Below are 21,580 nucleotides of genomic sequence, written 5' to 3'. Positions count from 1 at the left end.
CGGCTTACTAAGTACTGGTTAACTGATCTAAATATTCTTTCAGGCTTAAAGATTCTGACACGTTCATTTTCTTCTTAATCCTGCTTCGAGAAGTCTTTACTGTATCAGCAGATACGCCAAGAATACTTGCTGTTTCTTTGGTGGTTAAATTAAGTTTTGTGAATATGCAATATTTAATCTCTGTATTTGAAAGCTGAGGATGAACACTTTTAAGACGAGTAACCATACCTGGATATCTCGATTCTATTCTATCACTAATAGCAGATAAGTTATCTCCAGACACCATTAAGTCCTTTACTTTCTTTTTTAAAATTTTTGTATTTGGGTCAAATTTATCAAACTTATCAATTTCTTTTTTGATCTCTGCAAACATCTTTTGACGGTTAGCTATTGCGACTAAAGTCATATGCAACTCATTTTCTCTTAATTCAATCTTATCTTCTAAAAGTTGTTTCTCGTTCTTTTTTGCCTCCTTCAATTCTCTATTAACTTTAATATTTTTGAGTAATAAGAAAAAACATAAAACTCCTATTAATGATATAATTGCTACTCCTATAATTATATTACTCTGCCTTTTATTTTTTGAAATTAAAAGCTTATTCTCTATATCCAGTTGTTTGTTTAACAATTCCTCTTCAATAAGTTTAAAACCGATCTCATTATTCTTAATAACAGTTTTATTATTTAATGAAGTTAAACTATCCTTAATAGCATAATATCTATCTTTGTTTTCTTTAGCTTTTTTCCACAAATTTTCTTTAGAATAAACTTCTGAAAGCTTTAGATAGCTCTCCATGCTTTTCCGGTCATCTTTTTCTCTTTCTATACTCTTTAAAAATAGTATCTCCGATTCTTTCAATCTATTCATACCTAAGTAAATCATACCTAAATAGAAATCTTTGTCCCAATTAAAATCATTATCAACTAAATAATAAACTCTTTCTGCCTCTTCACTTTTATTCATAAGTAAATAAACATCACAAAGGCTAATTAAAATATTATTCTTAATTAGATGATGCTGATACGTTTCTGAAATCACTAAACCTTTATTTAACCAGATTAAAGCTTCTTCATATTTTTTTTGTCTCTTTAAATTCAAAGCTATATTTTGATGTAATTGACAATAATGAATAGAACTTTTTTCAAAATCTGGATCCATAAGATTTTGCATATAATAATTGTTAGCTAGCTCATAATCTCCTAACAAACTATAAGTAGAGGCAATATTTATTTGTAATGCACGTAGTATGACATTATGTTTATCATTACCCTGTTTCTTATAATAATTATATGATTTAAGATAAAACTCTAATGATTTTTTATAATTTTTAATTCTACCATATATACTTCCCAATGATAAATAGGAATTGTACAGTTGTTTATCTAAGTTATTTTTTTTGCTGATTCTTATAGAATTATTGATATGGTAAAAAGCACTATCAATTTTATTCAACTTTCTATAATAAAAACTTAGTATTAGATGCATTTTACTAATTCCCCTAGGGTAATCTATTTTAGTACTAGCATCAAGAATATTGTATAACTTTTTTGGTTCATTATAATTTTTATCTAGTACAGATATCAAACTATCAATTTCATTAGTTTTAATGATATTATTTCCTGTTTGTGCAAACGAAAAAGTGGCATAAAAAAACAGAAAGAAAATCACTCTCAATCTTCCACTATCTTCTGTTTTTTTATTTAAATGATATTTCTTTTTGATAGTATGTTAGTTTTCGAATTATCTTTTTATGAAGATATTCCTTGTTCTATATTAATAAAGCAAAAAAGTCATTTTTATTTTCAAAAAAATACCAAAACAAAACCAACAATTAACAACACGCTAACAAACAGTATTTTACATGCCAAAAAACAATCTTTTGTTTACCTTTTATCAACTCCAATGAATCATTCTGATTACACAAAATCAACCTTTTAATAATTGATTTTCTTTTAAATACAAATAGTTTTACAATTCAAGTAATTATCTATTATTAAAACCAGAATTAATTTTAGTTAATTTCTTCTACATCATTTAACTATAAAATAATGCCTATGTAAAAAAATTTTAAAGCTTACAAATACAATCTTTTCTCCCTCTAGTATTAAAAAGTATTGAACAATCTGAATATAGTTAAACTTAAATAATTGCTATGTTTTTATTCATTTAATATGATTGTTCTTTTCAAAATTCATTAGTCCTTTTCTATAAGGATCTTAACATTAATACTAACGTTTACAAAATCATGAAAAAAACTAATCTCAATAGATATTTATATCTATTACTTTCCCTAATTTACTTCTCACCTTCGGGATATGCACAAATGATCAATATGTCGGATATCATTCCTGACAATACTGCAACTCATACTTCTATGAAAACTGGCAACTGGAATGACCCAGACACCTGGAATACAGGATCTATACCTGGTTTATCAGCCATTGTAGTAATCAAAAAGGAACACACCATAACATACAATGTAAATAGTAATGCCCACATATTTGCTATAAGAAATGAAGGTAAAATGATATTTAGAGCACCTTCTAATACTCCAAGAAAACTAATTGTAGATACATTTTTCTGTGGTATGATGTCTGAGTTAGATATAAAAGCTAACCTACCAAATGCCGGTACAATTGATATTCATTTCAAACCTTTTGATATAGAAAGTAAAAAACGAGGAGATATTACAGGTACACGCTGGAACAATCAAGCAAGAAGTCATTATTCGGATGGAAAACTTATGAATGATCATTTTAATAATCGACTGTTTAGTGATGGTCCTGGTGTTTTAGGAAGATACGAATGGGATCCCGAACAAGCTAGTTTAGGTTTAATGACCATGGGAAAAGTAACAATTTTAGGGCAAGAAAAAACTGGTTTTTTAAGAACTACAGAGGCAACTCTTCGAAGAAAAAACAACGTAACATTAGAGTCCATACCAGAAAACTGGGAAGTAGGCGATCAAGTTGTTTTATCTGGGACTCAATCGATTTTCAGGAACTCTACAGCTAATCCTACTAGAACCCAAGATGAGGAATTTATAATCACATCTATCGATGGTGCTAATATTACTTTTGATGACCAAACTATTTATGCACATACTGGTATTGTCGAAGAAAACCTTTTTTGTCATTTATCAAATTTAACAAGAAATATTACCTTTAAATCTATAAATTTCACAGACGGAAATAACAATAAAAATGATGATGTTACGCGTCGCGGTCACACCATGTTTATGAGAACAACGGATGTAAAAATACACAACGCATCATTTAAAGACCTAGGAAGATCAAATAAATCGAATATTCTTGATGATTTTAAATTTGACTTAAGAAGAAGAGGAACTGACGGAAATGACTATAATAAACCTATTGTTGAAATAGAAAATTTTATAGAAGAAAAAGCACTACCCCAAAACATCGAGAATCAAAGAGGAAGATATGCAATGCATTTTCATAGAATGAAAGATTCTCAAACCAGAATGGCAGAAGCACATGGATTAGCCGTTTGGGGTTCTCCGGGATGGGGTATGGTACACCACGATAGTCACGCATCATTTAAAGATAATGTGGTTTATTTTATTAATGGAGCGGGTATGGTAGCAGAAAGTGGTTCTGAAACAGGTATTTGGGAAGATAACCTCGTTACGACAGCTAGGGCCGATCATCCCAATTATTATTTTGCAGAATTACATAGAGATGAACCCAGCACTATTAATGCAGCAGTAGAAAGGATTTTAGATGATGATTTCAGAGGTGGTGAGGCTTATGCACTTGTTGGGAGAGCCGTAAGAATGATTAATAATATAGCCGCTTCCTCTAGAGAAGCATATGCATACGATGCTGCTGGTACCGTTGTAGGGTTAAGAGATAAAGTAAGAACTAATGTCTATCCAGTAGATATGTTTCCTTTGCAAGAATATGTAGATCGAGCTGCAGTTCCATTATTAGAGTTTAGGGATAATGAAGCATATGGTTGTAGTAGTGGATTTAGATCCAAATTTAGAGCTGAACAGGCATATCATCATAATTTATCAATAATAGATAATCATAGAGTCTGGAACACAAATAGAGCTTTATATATTACAACTAATTTTGGATATATGATTCGAAATGGAAAATTTTGGGGTGGTAATGCAGCTGGTCTTCTAGGCGGTTCTACAGATAATTTATGCGTAGTAAATACAACCTACTATGATTGGGGAAATGATGGTTTTACTGATGGTTCTGGAACTCAATCGACTCCAGATCATCAATTAAATTTTGTTAATGTAAAAATCCCAGGGTTTACAAGAAATAAAATATACAGGAAATTAGATAACACTAATGAAGCAATATATAGCTCAGATGTGTTCGACACCGACACGAGTATAGACTTAGAACCTAATGCACAAATGGATACTCAAATTAATGTGAATAGAGGAGATTTTGTAGCGGCAGTCAGCGGAACTATAACGGATCGCTTAGGAGCATACCCGTTTGGTCATAGCTATTTTCGTCGTTTTCCTACCATTAGAAAAAGAACATATGATTTTGAAGATCTAGAAACTTTAGAAGAGCATATCAGAAGATACGGTATAGAAGAAGATGCTAGCGGTACTTACACTACAATAACAGAATTTATATCGGATAGAGCAACCGGGGAAACTTTTGGTATCGATATTAGAATTTACATTATAGGACTTAATGCCGAAGACTATCAAACAGGTGATGAACCAGAATTAACCGTCCTGCAACCTACGGAAACAATGGCCCTATTCGCTGGAGATGATCTAATAGTTAGAGCTGATGCCAATGATCCTGATGGTATAAGGGAAGTTAGATTATATCTAAATCAAGAATTAATTAGAATAGATACTGAAGCTCCATATGGTTGGGGAGGAAACCCTCTGTTACAAAATGTTGCAGAAGGCCGTTATAGAATTAAGGTAGTTGCCATAGATAATACAGGTCAAAGAAGCAAAAAAATTATAACATTAACAGCTTTGCCATCTACCCTGCGAAATGCTGGTTTTGATAAAGAAAATACTAGTGCAATTATGGTAACTCCCAATCCTGTTAAAAAAGGATCAAATATTACTGTATATCAAAAAGGAAATCTTTATCTAAAATTATACGATATAACTGGAAAAGAGGTCATGAAATTAGATGTTAATTCTAATGAATTAAACATAAATGCATCTGAACTCTCTAGTGGACTCTATATCCTTAAATCGGATACCGCTAGCAGTAAATTTATTATTCAATAATAGTAGTATTCCATACACATGAAATTTGGTAATGCGTATAACTATACGCGATACGCATTACCAATAATTTAGTTACCAAAAAAAACTGAAACTGAAACTAAAAAAAACTTGTTAGGTTTACCTTTCATCTACATTTACAAGATATTATGCTTACATAAAATCAATTTCCACATACTTAATATTTGTATAAATACAGATAATATTGAACCAAAGAAGATCATTTATTATCAAATCCAGAATTAGTTTTAACTGAAAATTTTTTCCAGATCATATTAACCTTAAAACAAAACTTATGTAAAAAAACTTTTCAAAACAGCTTACAAATACAATCTTTCACTTCCCAAGTATTAAAATAGCTCAGAATAATCCTATTGCTAAATCTAAGCAATCACCTTTCTTTTTTAAGGTGAATGATTATTCCTTTTATAATAATTCTGTCATTCTCAATGACTCTATTATTAATACTATAACACAAACTTTATGAAAAATTTTATCTCAAGTAGATACTTATATCTATTGGTAACGCTTATGCAGGTAACACTTTCTGGATACTCTAATAGGACATTAACAGAAATAAAACGCAAGAATACTGCACTTAGCAAATTTAATATTGTATAACAAAAATCATACAAATAGAAAAAGTTTACAGCTAATAAACAAAAAAAAATCTCAAATTAATTATACAAACTAATGAACACAAAAACAAATTATAATGTAAAATCAAATTTTGCATTAATATGTCTTATAACGATCTTTTTTACAATACGAGGATGGTCTCAAAACACAATTGAAGTATCCTTAAATTATAGCAATAATACCACTTTACAAAAAAAAGTATATGGTTATAATGATGAACATATGAATAAACCTTATTATTCAACGAATAGTACTTTTAAAAAAGTGTACAATGATCTAGGTAAACCAACCGTAAGATACCCTGCTGGCACAGGATCTAATTATCTAAATCTAAAAACAGGATTCGCTAATGATTATGTTACCGGAACGATGACACCAGCAGATTTCCAAAGACATGTTACGGATAGTAATGAAGGACTACGAAGAAATGGAAAAGGTGAAAATGGACAAGATTGGCGAGAATTTGCAAAATTTATAGCTAGCGAAAAACCAGAAGTTACGTATATCATTAACCTATCTACGATGACTTTGGAAGAAAATAGAGAAGTGTTAGAGGGAATCAAAGATATGGGAGCCAAAATTAATCATTTCGAAATAGGTAATGAGGTTTTCTTTTCCGCATATAAGACTCCATTCCCTAATAGTCAGTTTTATCTTAGAAAAGCAAAAGAAGCTTCAGAGATGATTAAAACCATATTCCCTAATGCAAAAGTTGCTGTAGTACTACCTGCTAAATTCTATACGGAAGAATCGTTCTTAGATGGCCCTGCTCCTTCTGGCAATAGATTAGAGAATTGGTATCAAGATGTTATGAAAGAAGGTTGGTATGATGCTTTGGCTGTTCATTTATATGCAGAAAATGGAATGAATAGTAACATTTCTATAAATAATTTCTTCCCATACGAAAAATCATATACTTATGGCATTTCCCATAACGACAACAGATTACAAAGTACTTTCGACAGGTTAAAAAGCGATTTTCCTACAAAAAAAATATGGCTAACAGAATATCATACAGGTGGTTTTAGAGGAAATTTAAGAAAGTACAAACTTCGCCTTTCTTATTTAGGTGGATTATTTAATGCTAATTTTATGATGAAACTCTTTAGTAATCCTCAAATCGAATTAAGTAGCTGGCATTCTTTTCAGCAATGGTTAGATTTTAGATCAAGGGGCTATGAGTTAGTACCTAATGATTTTGAATACCAGGAATTAATCAACTACTCTTTCTTCAAAATGTTCAAAGACCCCGTAAAAAAATCAACTAAATTTATAAAAACCAACATCAATAATTCTAAAAAGTATGATGGTCTCGGGGAGTTCGAAGGCAAATACAACGAAGTAGACGCAGGTACTTTTTACAACCCTGAAACCAAAGAAGGATACACATTTATTTTCAATAAAAAAGGAAATAATTATAAACTAAACAAAACTTCTTTCGAAAATAATATTGATGGAGAAATTATAGAATTCAAAGAAATCACACCTGATAAAAGTCAAAATCTCATAACAGCTATTAATGATACTTCTGAAAACGCTCGATTGAAAAAAGATATTTCAAATATCAATCCACAAGGAGAAATATACAGTTTAAGACCTTATTCGATGTATGTAGTACATTATAAACGAAAAGAAACTATAACAAATACTCCTCCTTCATTAAGCTTTTTAACTCCTGTAAACAATATCACGCTCAATACAAGAAGTACAGTTAGCGTACATACAGAAGCTTCTGATGATGATGGTATTGCTAATGTTACTCTTTATGTTAACGATGTTTTCTTGAGAAAAGATGTTGCTGCTCCATACATTTGGGGAGGTCCTAATGGTAATGAAATTTTAAAAAATTTGGAAACTGGTACTTATGTTCTTAAAGCCATTGCTGAAGATAACCTAGGTGCAACTACAACTAAATCTGTTACGATATATGTAAAAGATGAGACTATAGATAACAACCTTCCTCCAGAATTAATCGTATTACACCCTACTGAAACTAGTGTTTTCTCCGAAGGAAACACAATTTCTGTAAGAGCAGAAGCAAATGATCCTGATGGCTCTATTAAAGAAGTTCGCCTATACTTAAATAATGAACTTATCCGTATAGATACAGAATCTCCATATGTATGGGGTGGCAACGCTAAACTACAAAATATAAGTGTTGGCACCTATCGATTAAGAATTGTAGCCATCGATAATGAAGGTGCCAGAACAAGAAAAGTTATTGTATTAAAAGTAAAACCATCTGAATTTAGAGGCTCTAGATTAGAAAACAATGAAGACCAAAGGATTATTGTTTCACCCAATCCTACCAACGGATCTATTATCAGTATATCGCAAAGAGGAAATCAGTACTTAACACTATATAATCTTCTAGGTAAAAAAGTAATGGACCTAAATGTAAAGTCTGCAAATTACACAATAGATATTTCAGGGCTTTCTAGTGGACTATACATCCTTAAATCAGATAAGGCTATTAGTAAATTTATTGTTCGATAATGTAAGTGATAAAAATAGTATCTTTTTAAACTTTACAAAGGGAACAATAAAAAACCGGATGTATAAACATCCGGTTTTTTGTCCCCATTATTATAACTAAGTATTAGAATTTCCCCCAAAATTCTAATATGTTGTTTCTTCCAATTTACAATTACATCCTATCTGTGTATCGCATGGCTACAAGCCTTCGGAAGTTCTTTTAAAAATTTTTTCAAAAATTTGAAATTAATACGAAATGGTTTCATAATATCTTGTGTAAAGTTGTTTTATATAATCTGAATTTTTATTTACAATAAATTTAAGTGATCTCTATTAATTATATAAAATCATGAAAGTATCCAAAATTTTATACTTTAGTTTTGTCGTCTATTATCTATGAATAGCGTGACTACTTGCTTTAGGTAATTCTTGTAAAAAATCTAAAATAAAACGAAAGTTAATGCCCAGTAAGTTCATAATGCTGTATGTGTAAAAATGATTAATATATCTTTTATTTATAATTCTGGTACAAATATACTTCAGGAATACACACAACGCAATGGGGGAAAACACCCGAAATGCATAGTGGGATACCCCCTAAAAACAATTAATCGTCTAAAAAACAGTCTTTTATATTTTTTTTGTGTGTTAGAAAAATATTCTAAATGACATATCTTTTATAAAATCTATTATGATTTCGGATAATTAAATGGAAAACATAAAGCTATCTTTACTTATTATGTAAGTAATTCTAAAATATTATGAAGAAACTCCTATTTACTTTTAGCCTACTTGTTCTTATAATCAACTGTAATACCTATAATGAACCTGAGCAAAAGAATAGAAATCTAATAGAATCTAATAATAGTAGTTACACCAGCGATCGTCAATTACAAAATCAAAAATTCGAAAATTATAACTTTAAAAGAGAATCACAATGGGATAGTTTTCATAAAAGAGTACACAAAAAAATAAAACACAAAAAAGGAAAGGTACATCCAGGTATAAAAACATTTGGTTGGCATATATACGCTAACGGTTCCTCCTATAAAAATTATAATTTTTCCATGTTATGGGGACTCTCCTATTTTTCTTATGAGATACAACCAGAAACGGGCTGCTACAAAAGTATTCATCAATGGAAAACTACACCGCTAATTGATAGTGCTAAAACAAAAGGCTGTAAAGTGTTCTTATCAGTTTCTAATTTTGGTGGTAAAAACAACAGTACATTTTTAAAAAATCTAAAAGCTCAAAAAACACTAATAGATAGTATATCAAGTTTACTCGCTTTTAGATCTGCGGATGGTATAAATATTGATTTTGAAGGAGTATCAAAAGAAGATAAAGAAAACTATACTAATTTTATTATCGAAATTTCTAAAAGCCTAAAACAAGATAATCCTAATTATATGATATCTCTATGTCTTTATGCAATTGACTGGAATGATGTTTTTGACATACAAGCTATTGATCCATATATAGATTTTTATACATTAATGGGATATGATTATTACGGTAGTTTTAGTAAAACGACAGGACCTGTAACTCCTTTTAAAACAAGTCAACTATTTGGAAATGGCTTAGAAACATCTGTTGATTATTATAACAAGAAGGGGATACTCCTTAGTAAACTAATTATTGGATTGCCTTACTACGGAGCTGAGTGGTATACTAATAGTTCTGAAATAGGTGCAATAGTTAATAAATTTAAATCCCATCCAAGATATCATACGATAAAGGATATATATATGGACTCACTAAAAATACCAGTTCAGTTTGATAAAAAAAGTTCTTCAAGTTACCTGGTTATTGAAGATAGCAGCAAAAAATACAGACAATTATTTTTCGAAGACACTACATCGCTATCGATTAAATATGATTGGATAAAAAGCAATAAAATAGGAGGAGTCGGAATTTGGGCACTAGGATATGATGATGGTTATACGGAATTATGGGATTTATTAAATGAGAAATTTTCAGAATAACAATAAAATATAAAAACCCAAATACTTTGTACCTGGGCTTTTTAACTTTGGATAACTATTTTTAAACAGTTTCTACTTCTAAAGCATTGGCTATATCAACCTTTTCTAATGCTTGTTCTAGATCCCAAATCAAGTCCTTTGCACTTTCAACTCCAATAGATAATCTCACCAATTGATCTGTAATATTCATTTGTTGTCTTTGTGCTTCATCTACTCCTGCATGCGTCATTGTTTTTGGATGTTCTGACAAGCTTTCTGTACCTCCTAAACTTACTGCGAGTTTCATAAGTTTTAAGTTGTTAAGAAACATAAATGCCTCTTTTTCTCCTCCAACAATATCAAAAGAAACCATCGCTCCCGGAGCTGAACATTGTTTCTTATATATCTCATAAGATTCTGTTCCTTCTTCAAGCAATCCTAGATAATGTACTTTCTCAATTTTAGGATGCTTCTCTAAGTAATCAGCGACCAACTGTGCATTTTGAGTTTGCTGATCCATACGTACCTTTAATGTTTCTAAACTTCTTAATAATAACCAAGCTGTATGAGGGCTTACCATATTACCCAGAAAAGTACGTAAAGTTTTAACTCGGATCATTAACTCTGCATTACCTAATACTGCACCAGCAATAAGATCACTATGTCCTCCTATATATTTAGTAGCAGAATATAAAACAAGATCAGCACCGCATTGTAATGGATGTTGCCATAAAGGTCCCATATATGTGTTATCTACAGCTACCAAAGTTTTTCGTTCTTCAGAACTATACTTTACTGCAATCTGACTAAACTTCTCGATATCTACAATATCATTAGTAGGGTTTGCAGGAGTTTCTAAATAAATCATTGCTAATTTATCTGATTTACCAGAAGCCTCTATCATCTCTTCTACCTCTTCGATAGTTTGATTAGGCATCACTCCTATCGTATCTACTCCTATTTTGTCCAAAAAATGATGAATAAAATGATCAGTTCCTCCATATACTGGATTACTATATACTAATAAGTCACCTGGTTTCAAGAATTCTAATAATACAGTACTAATTGCAGACATCCCACTCTCGAATACAGCACAATCATCAGCTTTATCCCAAAGACATAATCTGTTTTCCAAAATTTCGAGATTAGGATTATTAATCCTACTATAGATTAATCCTAATTCTTCTTTTTCTGACTTTTCCCTTAAGCCATATGCTAATTCGAAAAATGCTTTACCTTCTTCAGCTGTTTTAAAAACAAACGTAGAAGTTTGAAATATTGGACATTTTATCGCTCCTTCAGATAACTCAGGCTTATAACCATAGGTCATCATTAAACTCTCTGGATTAAAATTGTGATCTTTCATTTCTTTGGTTTACTGTATTTATTAATTATTCTAATCACTTTCTATAGAGGAAATAATTAGTATTTATAACTATATAAAATTAAGTATTAAGAAATAAAAACTGTTTTACAATCTAAAATTAGAATTAAAACATAAAATTATAATTTAAAAAGAATTTTATTCTATTTTTGATTAGACAGTATAATCAAAAAAGAAAAATATTATGGATAAAATTGATCGATCTATTCTAAATTTATTACAAAAAAATGGTAAAATAACTATCAAGGAGATTGCAGAACGATTGAATCTTACTACTACTCCTATTTTTGAAAGAGTAAAGAAATTGGAGCGTGAAGGCTATATAAAATCCTATAAAGCTATTCTAGACAGAAAAAAAGCAGGATTACAACTGATGGTATTTTGTAATGTAACCTTAAATCTTCACCAAACTGATTATTTAAAAAAGTTCGAAAAAGACATTCAACAGTTTCCAGAAGTTGTAGAATGCTATCACGTAGCCGGAATGTTTGATTATCTAATTAAAATATATGCGGAAGATATGGAGAGTTATCAGCATTTTCTTTCTAATAAATTAGCTTCATTAGAAAATATTTCTAAAGTACAAAGTTCATTCGTTATGACTGAAGTAAAAGACTTTTCATTTTTACCTATTCCTTAGTTAATAACATTACTATAAAACTAAACTATTTCTACAGTTTGGTCTGTTTTCGTTTCCGTATTCTTCATTCGGATATAATTTATGAATAAAAGAATAAGAATAACTAAAAATATTCCAGATCCAATTATAAAAATTTTCACTCCCATACTTTCAAACATAATTCCTCCAAGAACAAGTCCAAATATACTTGCTAAACTTCCCATACTATTCCCATATCCTTGAATTGTTCCTTGTATAGATCGATTTCCTGCTCTCGATAAAAGTGACAAAAAACTTGGCCACATTAATCCATTACCTAGTGATAGTATTGTATTCGCTATATAGAGTACAATAAGGTCATTAAAAGAAAGTAAGAAAAAACTTAATGACAACAATAATACACCTAATGTAATTAACATAATATTGGAAACCTTACCCGATAAAAAGGATAATAATGGTCCTTGTACAAGAATCATTATAAAACTAGAATATGCTAGAAAAATCCCCAAATCAACAGCGGTCCATTCTAACATAGTAGAAGCATATATCGGTAAACCAGCATAAAACAGGCTAAAAGCTAAAAAAGTCAAAAAATAAATTGAGAATAATAACGAAACTCCTTTTTGTTTCAATACACCTCTAAAAGTATTTATGTTTTTTGAAGCATCATTAACAACAGTCTCGTCAGAAAAGCAATCTTTATGTTCTACTTGAAAAAACCTTCTAAAAGATTTAAGATTTAAACTCCCTGTATCTACCATACAAGGGTTGCTCTCTGGTAATCTAACAACAATCACTAAAATTGCTATTAATGAAATGATTGCGGCCAGAAGAATTGGTAATATTTCTCCTAAAATTGTTGAAGCTAATATTCCTGCAACAGCAGGTCCCAAAACAAAACCTAAACTTGTAGAAGCACCCATCATCCCAAAATTCTTATCCCTATCTTCATCGGTAGAAATATCAGATAAATAAGCATTCGCCACGGAAACATTTCCTCCTGTAAAACCATCAAAAATTCTAGCTAGAAAGAGTAATATCAAAGGAAGTGTCATAATATAATTACCCGTAAATTCTGAATTAGATGACCACAACTTAGTCTCAGGTAGTATTAATGCGATTAAAAATAGACACCAAGCAATAAAAGTTCCTGTTTGACTAATAACCAAGACTTTTTTTCTTCCAATTCGATCTGAAAGTCTTCCTAAAATTGGAGCTCCAATAAATTGAAAAAACGGATACATAGCTCCCAAAATACCATAGATAAATCCATTACCTCCTAGATCAGTAACTATAAATATAAGAATTGGAATAACGATACTATACCCTAAAATTCCAATAAAATTAACCAAGAGTATTGGGAAAATCTTTTTAGAAAAGAACTTGAATATTTTCATTCTTTAAATTTAATAGATTCTATTTCTAATTTAGTTAAAATACCATTAATTCATCTTCTCAAAACTCTTTATAATGCACTAGAAAACAACACCCTAAGAAACAAAAAGTCATTTGAGATAATTTTAAAAGTTAAAAAGCACATATTCGAAAAGGTCGATTTTTTATTTTTGTAACCTAAAACATAAAAGTCGGTGTAAATGAATTCAAAAATTACTTTTACCTTATTTTTAATTTCTTTACTAGCTATTCCTAGCGTGCTATGTCAGACTCAGGAAGAAACTTTTAATTCAGAATTAAAGGTGATTACGGATAATGATATTTTTGCAGTTTTTCGTGATTCTGATCGATACTATTCTTATGGCATGGGAATAGAATATAGTTTTAAAACCTCTAAACTATTAGGACTACAAAAACTGTTTAAAAATAAAAAAGAAGTATTTTATTCACTTGGTGCAAAAATTGAAGGATACACTCCATCTTTAGTAAGAGTATTTGCTACCACTCCAGAAATAGAAGATAGAGATGACTTTGACCGTCCATTTGCCGGACTGTTATATGTATCATTAGGAACAACGTATGCATTTGAAAGATCTTTCTTAAAATCTGAAATTTTGACGGGTATCATTGGGCCATCATCACAAGCTGGGGAAATACAAACTTGGTTTCATGAAAATATAACTGGTGATCCCGTTTATGATGGTTGGCAGTTTCAATTAGAAGATCAATTCATAATTAATTTTAAAAGCTCTTTTACCTATGACTTGCATCCTAAATATAAATGGTTTAGCACTTACATAGGTGGCAACGTTCATCTAGGAAACCTGTATATTAGAGCTGCACCTAAAGCTGGTTTTAGAATTGGAAAATTTGAAAGTATTACTAAATCTAGTGGTTTTGAAAACTCACTATTATTACCAAAAAAACATTCTGAATTTTTCTTCAAATTTAACGCAGAAACACGTTTTATTACATACAATGCAACTATACAAGGTAACTTATTCGATGAAAAAGCTTATGGCATAGATGACCTAAATAATATTTCTTGGCATCTAAGTAGTGGGTTGTATTATTCGATAAATAGATTATCAATTAATTTTATTTACCTATGGTCTACAGGAGTATTAAATAGTACCGAAAATCACGGTTATGGAACGTTTAATGTAGCGTACCGTTTCTAGTTAATCACTCTGAAAAATTTAATTCATTATTTTTACGAGCAGTTCTTTTAGAATATCTCCAGGAGGAAGACCTGCAGCCCCTACTCCTTTACTTTTTACATCTGCGTCTCTCAATAAAGCAATAATTTGACTTACCTTTTTCATAGGGTAATTACGGCCTGCATCAGAATAATCACTTACAAAATATGGATTGATTCTTAAGGCGCTGGCTACATTGCGTTGAGATTTATCTGATAATCCATGATATTGCAAAACTTGAGAGAAAAAACTATAAAGCAAAGAGATTGTAACAACTAACGGGTTGTCTTTAGGATTCTGAGCAAAGTAATTGATAATTCTAAATGCTTTTACGATATCTCTTGTACCAATTGCTTTTCTTAGTTCAAAATTATTAAACTCTTTACTTATTCCAATATTCTCCTCTATTTTATCTGCCGTAATTGGTTGGCCCTTGGGTATAATCAATTTAAGTTTATTTAACTCATTATTAATCTTATTTAAATCTGTTCCCAAAAATTCTACCAGCATCTGACAAGCTTTTGGCTCAATCGTATATTTTGATCCTGCTAAAACTCTCCTTATCCAATCGGCTACTTGATTTTCATATAACTTTTTACTTTCATAGATAATACCATTCTTAGCAACTATTTTATATAGTTTCTTTCGTTTATCAATCTTTTTATATTTATAGCAAACTACTAAAACTGTTGTTGGTTGAGGGTTTTCTGCATAATCTGCTAGTTTTTCAATAGTTCTAGAGAGATCTTGCGCTTCTTTTACAATCACTACCTGACGTTCGGCCATCATTGGATACCGTTTTGCATTAGAAACTATGTCTTCAACACTTACATCACGACCATATAAAACCATCTGATTAAATCCCTTCTCCTCTTCAGCTAACACATTTTTATCAATATATTCCGAAATTCTATCAATATAATACGGTTCTTCACCCATTAAAAAATAAATAGGCTTAATATTACCATTCTTAATATCGCTTACTATTTGTTTTACTTCATCCATTCAGAAAAAATCATCAAATTTGTGCTATGCAAAACCTTAACTTCCCAGCATATCAGTTCAGGTTCAAAAATAGCGAAAATAAAGTTTCTATTTTTGACAGAATCCGCAAAAAATTCATCATTCTTACTCCTGAAGAATGGGTAAGGCAACATACAGTTCACTACTTAATAGAGGAGAAAAAATATCCCGAAAGCCTTATTAATGTAGAAAAACTCATCAAAGTAAATGATCTAAACAAACGTTATGACATTATTATTTTTAATCCAGATGGCAGTATATACCTAATCATAGAGTGCAAATCACATTCTGTAAAAATCACTCAAGAAGTATTTGATCAGATCGCTAGATATAACCTAGCTTTAAACTCGGAATACCTAATGATCACAAATGGTCTAGATCATTATTATTGTCAGATGAATTATCAAGAAAAGCAATATACTTTTCTAAAAGATATTCCCGATTATAAGTAGTTATTTATTATTATTTACTTTTTATTTGCAATAGTGAATATAGCTATCGTCATATTAAATTGGAATGGGCGTTCATTATTAGAACAATTCTTGCCTTCTGTTGTGAAGTATTCTGAACAGGCTATGGTATATGTTGCTGATAATGCCTCTACCGACGACTCTATTGATTATATCAAGACATCATTCCCTAAAGTACAAATTGTTGAAAATGAAATAAACGGAGGTTATTCTAAAGGATACAATGATGCTTTAAGTAAAATTGACGCTGATATTTATTGTTTACTAAATAGCGATGTAGAAGTAACTGAAAATTGGCTTGAGCCTATTATAAAAGCTTTTAAAAATTCAGAAAAACTTGGAGTAATTCAACCTAAGATTCTTGATTACAAAAACAAAAAGTATTTTGAATATGCTGGAGCTGCTGGAGGTTTTATTGATAAGCTAGGATATCCATATTGTCGAGGCAGAATTTTTGACACATTAGAAGAAGATAAAGGCCAGTATGATGATACTTTAGATATTTTTTGGGCAAGTGGTGCTTGTTTATTTATCAGGAAATCAGTTTTTGAAGAAGTTGACAAACTAGATGAAGATTTCTTTGCGCATCAAGAAGAAATCGATCTTTGTTGGCGTATACAAAATAGCGGTTATGATATCAAATATATAGGAACATCAAAAGTATACCACCTCGGAGGTGCTACTCTAAATGCTATGAATCCGAAAAAAACATTTCTTAATTTCAGAAATAGCTTACTTATGATAGTAAAGAACACTTCTGGAGTTTTTACTTGGTATATAATATTAATTAGATTACTATTAGATGGAATTGCTGGTATTAAATTTATATTAGAAGGAAAACCTTCTCATTGTTTAGCAATTCTTAAAGCTCATTTCAGCTTTTACAAAAATTTGCCAACTTTTGTTAAAAAACGTAAAAAATCAAGGGATACAAGGAAATATTATTCCGTTTCTTCCGTTGTATGGCAGTATTATATTTTGAACAAAAAACTATTTAACCATTTGTAGGGTTATATTCATTAAATTATTGTTAATGGCTCGATAATGCGTCACAATTTTAATAATTTTGAGTTATATAACCAGAATAAGACTAAAAACAGATTTTCTAATGAAAAAAGTAATGATTATCGGAGCTTCTATGGCTGTACTATTATCTTCTTGTGTATCACAGAAGAAATTTACAGATCTTGAAGCCAAGCAAAAAGAGACCCAAGATTTATTAAATACGGCAACAGTTAAATTAAATACTTGTTTAGAAGAAAAAGCGAGTGAAAGCTCTGAATTAAAGGTTTTAAGAGATCAAGTAAGTAATCTTAAAAATCAAAATTCTGCCCTTTTAAATAACGTCGGTAATTTAGCTACGTTATCTACTAAAGAAGCAGAAAACCTAGAGAGATCTTTGGAAAGTATTAAAGAAAAAGATCTACAAATAAAAACTATGAATGATGCACTGAACAAAAAAGATTCTGTGACATTAGCATTAGTGACTAGTTTAAAAGGAGCTTTAGGAAACCTTGCTGATGAAGATATTGAGGTTAATGTAGAGAAAGGTGTTGTTTATGTATCCATTTCTGATAAGTTATTATTTAAGAGTGGTAGTTACAATGTATCTACAAGAGCTAAAGAAGTTTTAGGTAAAGTGGCAAAAGTAGTTAACGATAAGCCGGATATCGAATTCTTAGTAGAAGGACATACAGACAATGTACCAATTAAAAATAAAGTTTTACTTGACAACTGGGATTTAAGTGTAAAAAGAGCTACTTCTGTTGTAAGAGTTTTACAAAAAGATTTTGGAGTAGATCCAAAGCGTATGACGGCTGCTGGAAGAAGTTATTATGTGCCAATAGCTGATAATAATAGTGCAGCTAATAAAGCTAAAAACAGACGTACCAGAATCGTTGTACTTCCTAAATTAGATCAATTCTACAATATGATCGAAGATGGAATGAAAAAAGCAACCGAAGGCGGTAATTAAAAAAATATAAAGTATTTTTGAAAAAGGGTTAATAGTACTATTAACCCTTTTTTTATTCTTTGTTTTAGGATATGGTATAAAAATTGGCTTTCAATGAACAAAAAACTTAGGCTTTATTAATATTTACAAAAATAATGAGAAAATTATTTATAGTTACGCTTCTTCTTTCTTTTTCATCTATAATAGCTCAGAAGACTGCAAACACTTCTATTGGCGAAAACGAAAAACTGGTATACACTGTTTCTTATAACATGTCTGGTTTGTTAACAAATCTTGCACAAGTTACAATGCAAACTACTCGTGTTAATACCGGAAAAAGCAACTATCTTAGATTAAAATGTAATGCAGCTACTTATTCTAAATGGGATTCTTTTTTTAAAATTAGAGATGTATATGAGGCATATGTAAATCCATCAAATCTTACACCTTATTTATACAAAAGAGATATTAATGAAGGTGGATATATTAAGAAAGAAAAATATGTGTATAGTTATAAAAAAAAGACGATAAAGGCTACTATGCAAAAGAAAAAAGAACCTAACACTAAGGTTCTAAAAATGAACAATAACACGTATGATGTGGTCTCTACTTTATATCATATTCGTAATATGGATATCCAAAAAGCACCAGTTGGCACGAATCAAAAAATAACCATTTTATTTGATAGAAAACCACAAACTGTATATCTAAAACTACTAGGCAAAGAAACCATTAGCACCAAAGCAATGGGGAATAAAGAATGTTATAAAATAGCAGTCAATAATAATTCTCTAAAAGGAACTAATAAAAACATTGTTTACCTTACTGCAGATGGTAATAAAGTACCTGTATTAATTAAATTTAGTATTCCTGCTGGTACTGGACAACTAAGTTTAACTCAAGCGTCTGGGCTAAAAAATTAAATTATATGAGAATTGTATTAATATCTATAGCTGCATTAGCATCACTTTTAGGAATTATAATGGCTATACTCCCTTTTGGGACTATTGGTGTGTTGCCTGGTATTGTTGCTTTATTGGCTGGCTTTGGAGCATTTTATATATCTAAGAAAAAACAAAAGCCACAAAAATTATCACTTATGTTTCTAACCATAGGAGTTTTAATAATTGTAGCCAGTGGATCTAAATCTTTATGGGTAAAAGATGAAATTGCAGTTGACACAGAATTTCAACAAAAAGAAGAACAAAGTAAAGAAGAAGCTATAGAAGAACTTAAGGAGATAGAAAGCGAACTTGAAGAGATCGAAGGAGATCTCGAAGAAATCGAATCTGAATAATCTATCTATAAAGATCTTCTACAACTAAATTCTATATTATTTAACTAAGTCTATAATCATAGCGGTATTCTTAGCTAAATTCACCTTTTTTAAGTTTTGTAATTCTTTTCCTGACACAATATCTTTTCCTTTACTATATCCTTCTAATGATTTCTTAAATCGATTTAATTCAAAATTTATATAGTCCTTATCACTATTATTAATAATGATCATTGTGTTTTCCTTATTCGTATATCTAAAATATACATATACGTTGTTGATAGGTTGATAATGTACTAGCTTTCCATTATGAATAGCTAATGCTTTTTTTCTCCAATTAAGAATTGTTTTCACATATTCAAATAGATCATTTTCTTCTTTTGTTCTTCCTTCTTTAGTAAACGCATTTCTATTATCATTTTTCCATCCACCTGGAAAATCTTGTCTTACTCTACCATCTGGTCTTCTATTCTTCATAAGAATCTCATCCCCATAATATATCTGAGGAATTCCTCTCGTAGTAAGCGTAAACACCATACTTAATTTTAGTTTATTTACATCATCATCTAATAAAGCTAATAAACGATCTACATCATGATTCCCATTAAAAACCTTATTGTTTTCTGGATTTCCATACACAAAATCCTCTGCTAGTGTTTTATATAATTCCGAGATATCTCCGTTTTTTCCAAAAGCTCTTACCATGGAATAGTACAACGCATAATCACTAATACTTTTAATATTAGAAATATATCCATCTCTACTAGCCTTACTATTATTCCAATAAGATAAATAAGAAGCTCTTTCTGCCCAAGTTTCTGCAACCACATAAAAATCTGGATATTCTGTTGTAAGTGCTTTCATCCAATTAGACATTGCATGCTTATTTGGGTATGGATACGTGTCTAAACGAATACCATCTATTTCAGAATATCCAACCCACCAAATGGAATTTTGAATCATATAAGTAGTAAGAAAATCATTTTCTAGATTTAAATCTGGCATATTAATATCAAACCATCCTTTTGTAAGCAAGTCAAAATCATGGTTGGAAACATATGGATCAGAAGCTGCAATATTTGTAAAATTACTTTTAGTATAAGTGTCCCACTGGTTTATCCAATCTTTTGACGGCAGGTCTTTCATCCACCAATGTCCAGAACCACAATGATTAAAAACTAGATCCATAATCACTTTCATTCCCGTTTTATGAGCCTTATCAACCAACATTTTGTAATCTTTATTAGTTCCAAAGCGAGTATCTGTTTTATAAAAATCAGAAATGGCATATCCGTGATATGAATATGCTCGTTGATCATTTTCCAAAAATGGATTTAACCATAAGGTAGTAATACCAAGTTCCTCGAAATAATTAAAATTATTTAGTATACCTTTTAGATCACCTCCATGCCTTCCATCTTCATTTTCTCTATTTACTTTTTCTACAGTATCTTTTGTAGAATCATTCGAAGTATCTCCATTAGCAAAACGATCTGGAGTAATTAAATAAATTACATCAGAAGATGTAATCGCCTGCCCTACATCTCTACTTTTATTTTTACTTTTTAATTGATAATTGTAGTTAAAAAACTGATCTTTATTTTTAAATTCTATGGATATGGTTCCTGGTTCTGTATTTTTAGCAATACTAAGGTCTATAAACAAGTAATTTTCATTTTCTACTTTGTTAATTTTTTTTAGTTGAACTCCAGGGTATTCTATTTTAATGGTATAGGAACTAATGTTTTTCCCATGTAATAATAACTGTAAATCTGGGTTTTCCATTCCTACCCACCAAAACGGTGGTTCCACATGAGTTAATAATTCTGATTTTTGCGCTTGTCCTAAAAAAGAAACTAAACACATAATGAATAAAAGCAAAAACACTTTTCTCGAGTACGTTATCATAAATATCATTTTTAATTATTTG

Annotated in this window: 16 protein-coding genes; 11 read left to right on the top strand and 5 right to left on the bottom strand. The window is 30.3% G+C overall.

What is annotated here, in order from left to right; translation table 11 throughout:
• Positions 1-7: 7 nt before the first annotated feature.
• A complete protein-coding gene (locus BMY33_RS20885; protein ID WP_244543069.1) occupies positions 8-1,669 on the bottom strand; it encodes a tetratricopeptide repeat protein in 1,662 nt (553 codons plus the stop codon).
• Between the two features lie 577 nt (positions 1,670-2,246).
• On the opposite strand from BMY33_RS20885, the gene BMY33_RS20875 reads away from it, so the two are divergent.
• From BMY33_RS20875 to BMY33_RS20865, 4 genes are all read left to right on the top strand, one after another.
• Entirely contained in the window at positions 2,247-5,252 is a 3,006-nt protein-coding gene (locus BMY33_RS20875) for a T9SS type A sorting domain-containing protein (RefSeq protein WP_091412118.1), read from the top strand.
• 480 nt (positions 5,253-5,732) lie between these two features.
• Positions 5,733-5,870, top strand: coding sequence for a hypothetical protein (locus tag BMY33_RS23620; RefSeq protein ID WP_170837145.1), 138 nt, complete (start codon positions 5,733-5,735; stop codon positions 5,868-5,870).
• A 72-nt stretch (positions 5,871-5,942) separates the two neighbouring features.
• Positions 5,943-8,384 (top strand): Ig-like domain-containing protein, encoded by a 2,442-nt coding sequence (locus BMY33_RS20870; protein WP_091412116.1) that lies wholly within the window; start codon positions 5,943-5,945, stop codon positions 8,382-8,384.
• Positions 8,385-9,124: 740 nt separating this feature from the next.
• Positions 9,125-10,351 carry a glycosyl hydrolase family 18 protein gene (locus BMY33_RS20865; protein WP_091412115.1) on the top strand — a complete coding sequence of 409 codons (1,227 nt, stop codon included), beginning with the start codon at positions 9,125-9,127 and terminating at the stop codon, positions 10,349-10,351.
• A 61-nt stretch (positions 10,352-10,412) separates the two neighbouring features.
• Here BMY33_RS20865 and BMY33_RS20860 read toward each other — a convergent pair whose 3' ends face one another.
• Positions 10,413-11,696: a cystathionine gamma-synthase family protein gene (locus BMY33_RS20860; protein WP_091412113.1), complete on the bottom strand. Its 1,284-nt coding sequence runs from the start codon at positions 11,694-11,696 to the stop codon at positions 10,413-10,415.
• Between the two features lie 202 nt (positions 11,697-11,898).
• Between BMY33_RS20860 and BMY33_RS20855 the strand changes: the two genes are divergently transcribed.
• Positions 11,899-12,354 carry an Lrp/AsnC family transcriptional regulator gene (locus BMY33_RS20855; protein ID WP_091412111.1) on the top strand — a complete coding sequence of 152 codons (456 nt, stop codon included), beginning with the start codon at positions 11,899-11,901 and terminating at the stop codon, positions 12,352-12,354.
• A gap of 20 nt (positions 12,355-12,374) precedes the next feature.
• Here BMY33_RS20855 and BMY33_RS20850 read toward each other — a convergent pair whose 3' ends face one another.
• Positions 12,375-13,730, bottom strand: a complete 1,356-nt coding sequence (locus BMY33_RS20850) for an MFS transporter (RefSeq protein ID WP_091412109.1) — start codon at positions 13,728-13,730, stop codon at positions 12,375-12,377.
• Between the two features lie 198 nt (positions 13,731-13,928).
• Between BMY33_RS20850 and BMY33_RS20845 the strand changes: the two genes are divergently transcribed.
• On the top strand, positions 13,929-14,909 hold the full coding sequence (locus BMY33_RS20845) for a lipid A-modifier LpxR family protein (RefSeq protein WP_091412107.1): 981 nt from the start codon (positions 13,929-13,931) through the stop codon (positions 14,907-14,909).
• A gap of 18 nt (positions 14,910-14,927) precedes the next feature.
• On the opposite strand, the gene holA is transcribed toward BMY33_RS20845, so the two are convergent.
• Positions 14,928-15,932 carry a DNA polymerase III subunit delta gene (gene holA / locus BMY33_RS20840; RefSeq protein ID WP_091412105.1) on the bottom strand — a complete coding sequence of 335 codons (1,005 nt, stop codon included), beginning with the start codon at positions 15,930-15,932 and terminating at the stop codon, positions 14,928-14,930.
• A 26-nt stretch (positions 15,933-15,958) separates the two neighbouring features.
• On the opposite strand from holA, the gene BMY33_RS20835 reads away from it, so the two are divergent.
• The 5 genes from BMY33_RS20835 to BMY33_RS20815 all read left to right on the top strand — a co-directional run bounded on the left by BMY33_RS20835 (position 15,959) and on the right by BMY33_RS20815 (position 19,671).
• The gene (locus BMY33_RS20835; RefSeq protein WP_091412104.1) at positions 15,959-16,402 is read left to right on the top strand and encodes a type I restriction enzyme HsdR N-terminal domain-containing protein; all 444 of its coding nucleotides are present in this window, start codon (positions 15,959-15,961) and stop codon (positions 16,400-16,402) included.
• Between the two features lie 33 nt (positions 16,403-16,435).
• Positions 16,436-17,428: a glycosyltransferase family 2 protein gene (locus tag BMY33_RS20830; protein WP_091412102.1), complete on the top strand. Its 993-nt coding sequence runs from the start codon at positions 16,436-16,438 to the stop codon at positions 17,426-17,428.
• Positions 17,429-17,528: 100 nt separating this feature from the next.
• Positions 17,529-18,395: an OmpA/MotB family protein gene (locus BMY33_RS20825; protein WP_091412100.1), complete on the top strand. Its 867-nt coding sequence runs from the start codon at positions 17,529-17,531 to the stop codon at positions 18,393-18,395.
• A gap of 134 nt (positions 18,396-18,529) precedes the next feature.
• Entirely contained in the window at positions 18,530-19,297 is a 768-nt protein-coding gene (locus tag BMY33_RS20820; protein WP_091412098.1) for a DUF3108 domain-containing protein, read from the top strand.
• A gap of 5 nt (positions 19,298-19,302) precedes the next feature.
• Positions 19,303-19,671: a hypothetical protein gene (locus tag BMY33_RS20815; protein WP_091412097.1), complete on the top strand. Its 369-nt coding sequence runs from the start codon at positions 19,303-19,305 to the stop codon at positions 19,669-19,671.
• 36 nt (positions 19,672-19,707) lie between these two features.
• On the opposite strand, the gene BMY33_RS20810 is transcribed toward BMY33_RS20815, so the two are convergent.
• The gene (locus BMY33_RS20810) at positions 19,708-21,558 is read right to left on the bottom strand and encodes an alpha-amylase family glycosyl hydrolase (RefSeq protein ID WP_170837144.1); all 1,851 of its coding nucleotides are present in this window, start codon (positions 21,556-21,558) and stop codon (positions 19,708-19,710) included.
• Between the last annotated feature and the right edge of the window lie 22 nt (positions 21,559-21,580).

This window comes from Aquimarina amphilecti (assembly GCF_900109375.1).
Taxonomy (GTDB): domain Bacteria; phylum Bacteroidota; class Bacteroidia; order Flavobacteriales; family Flavobacteriaceae; genus Aquimarina; species Aquimarina amphilecti.
The sequence above is the reverse complement of the archived record's forward strand: the minus strand, read 5'-3'. Positions and strand labels throughout refer to the sequence as shown.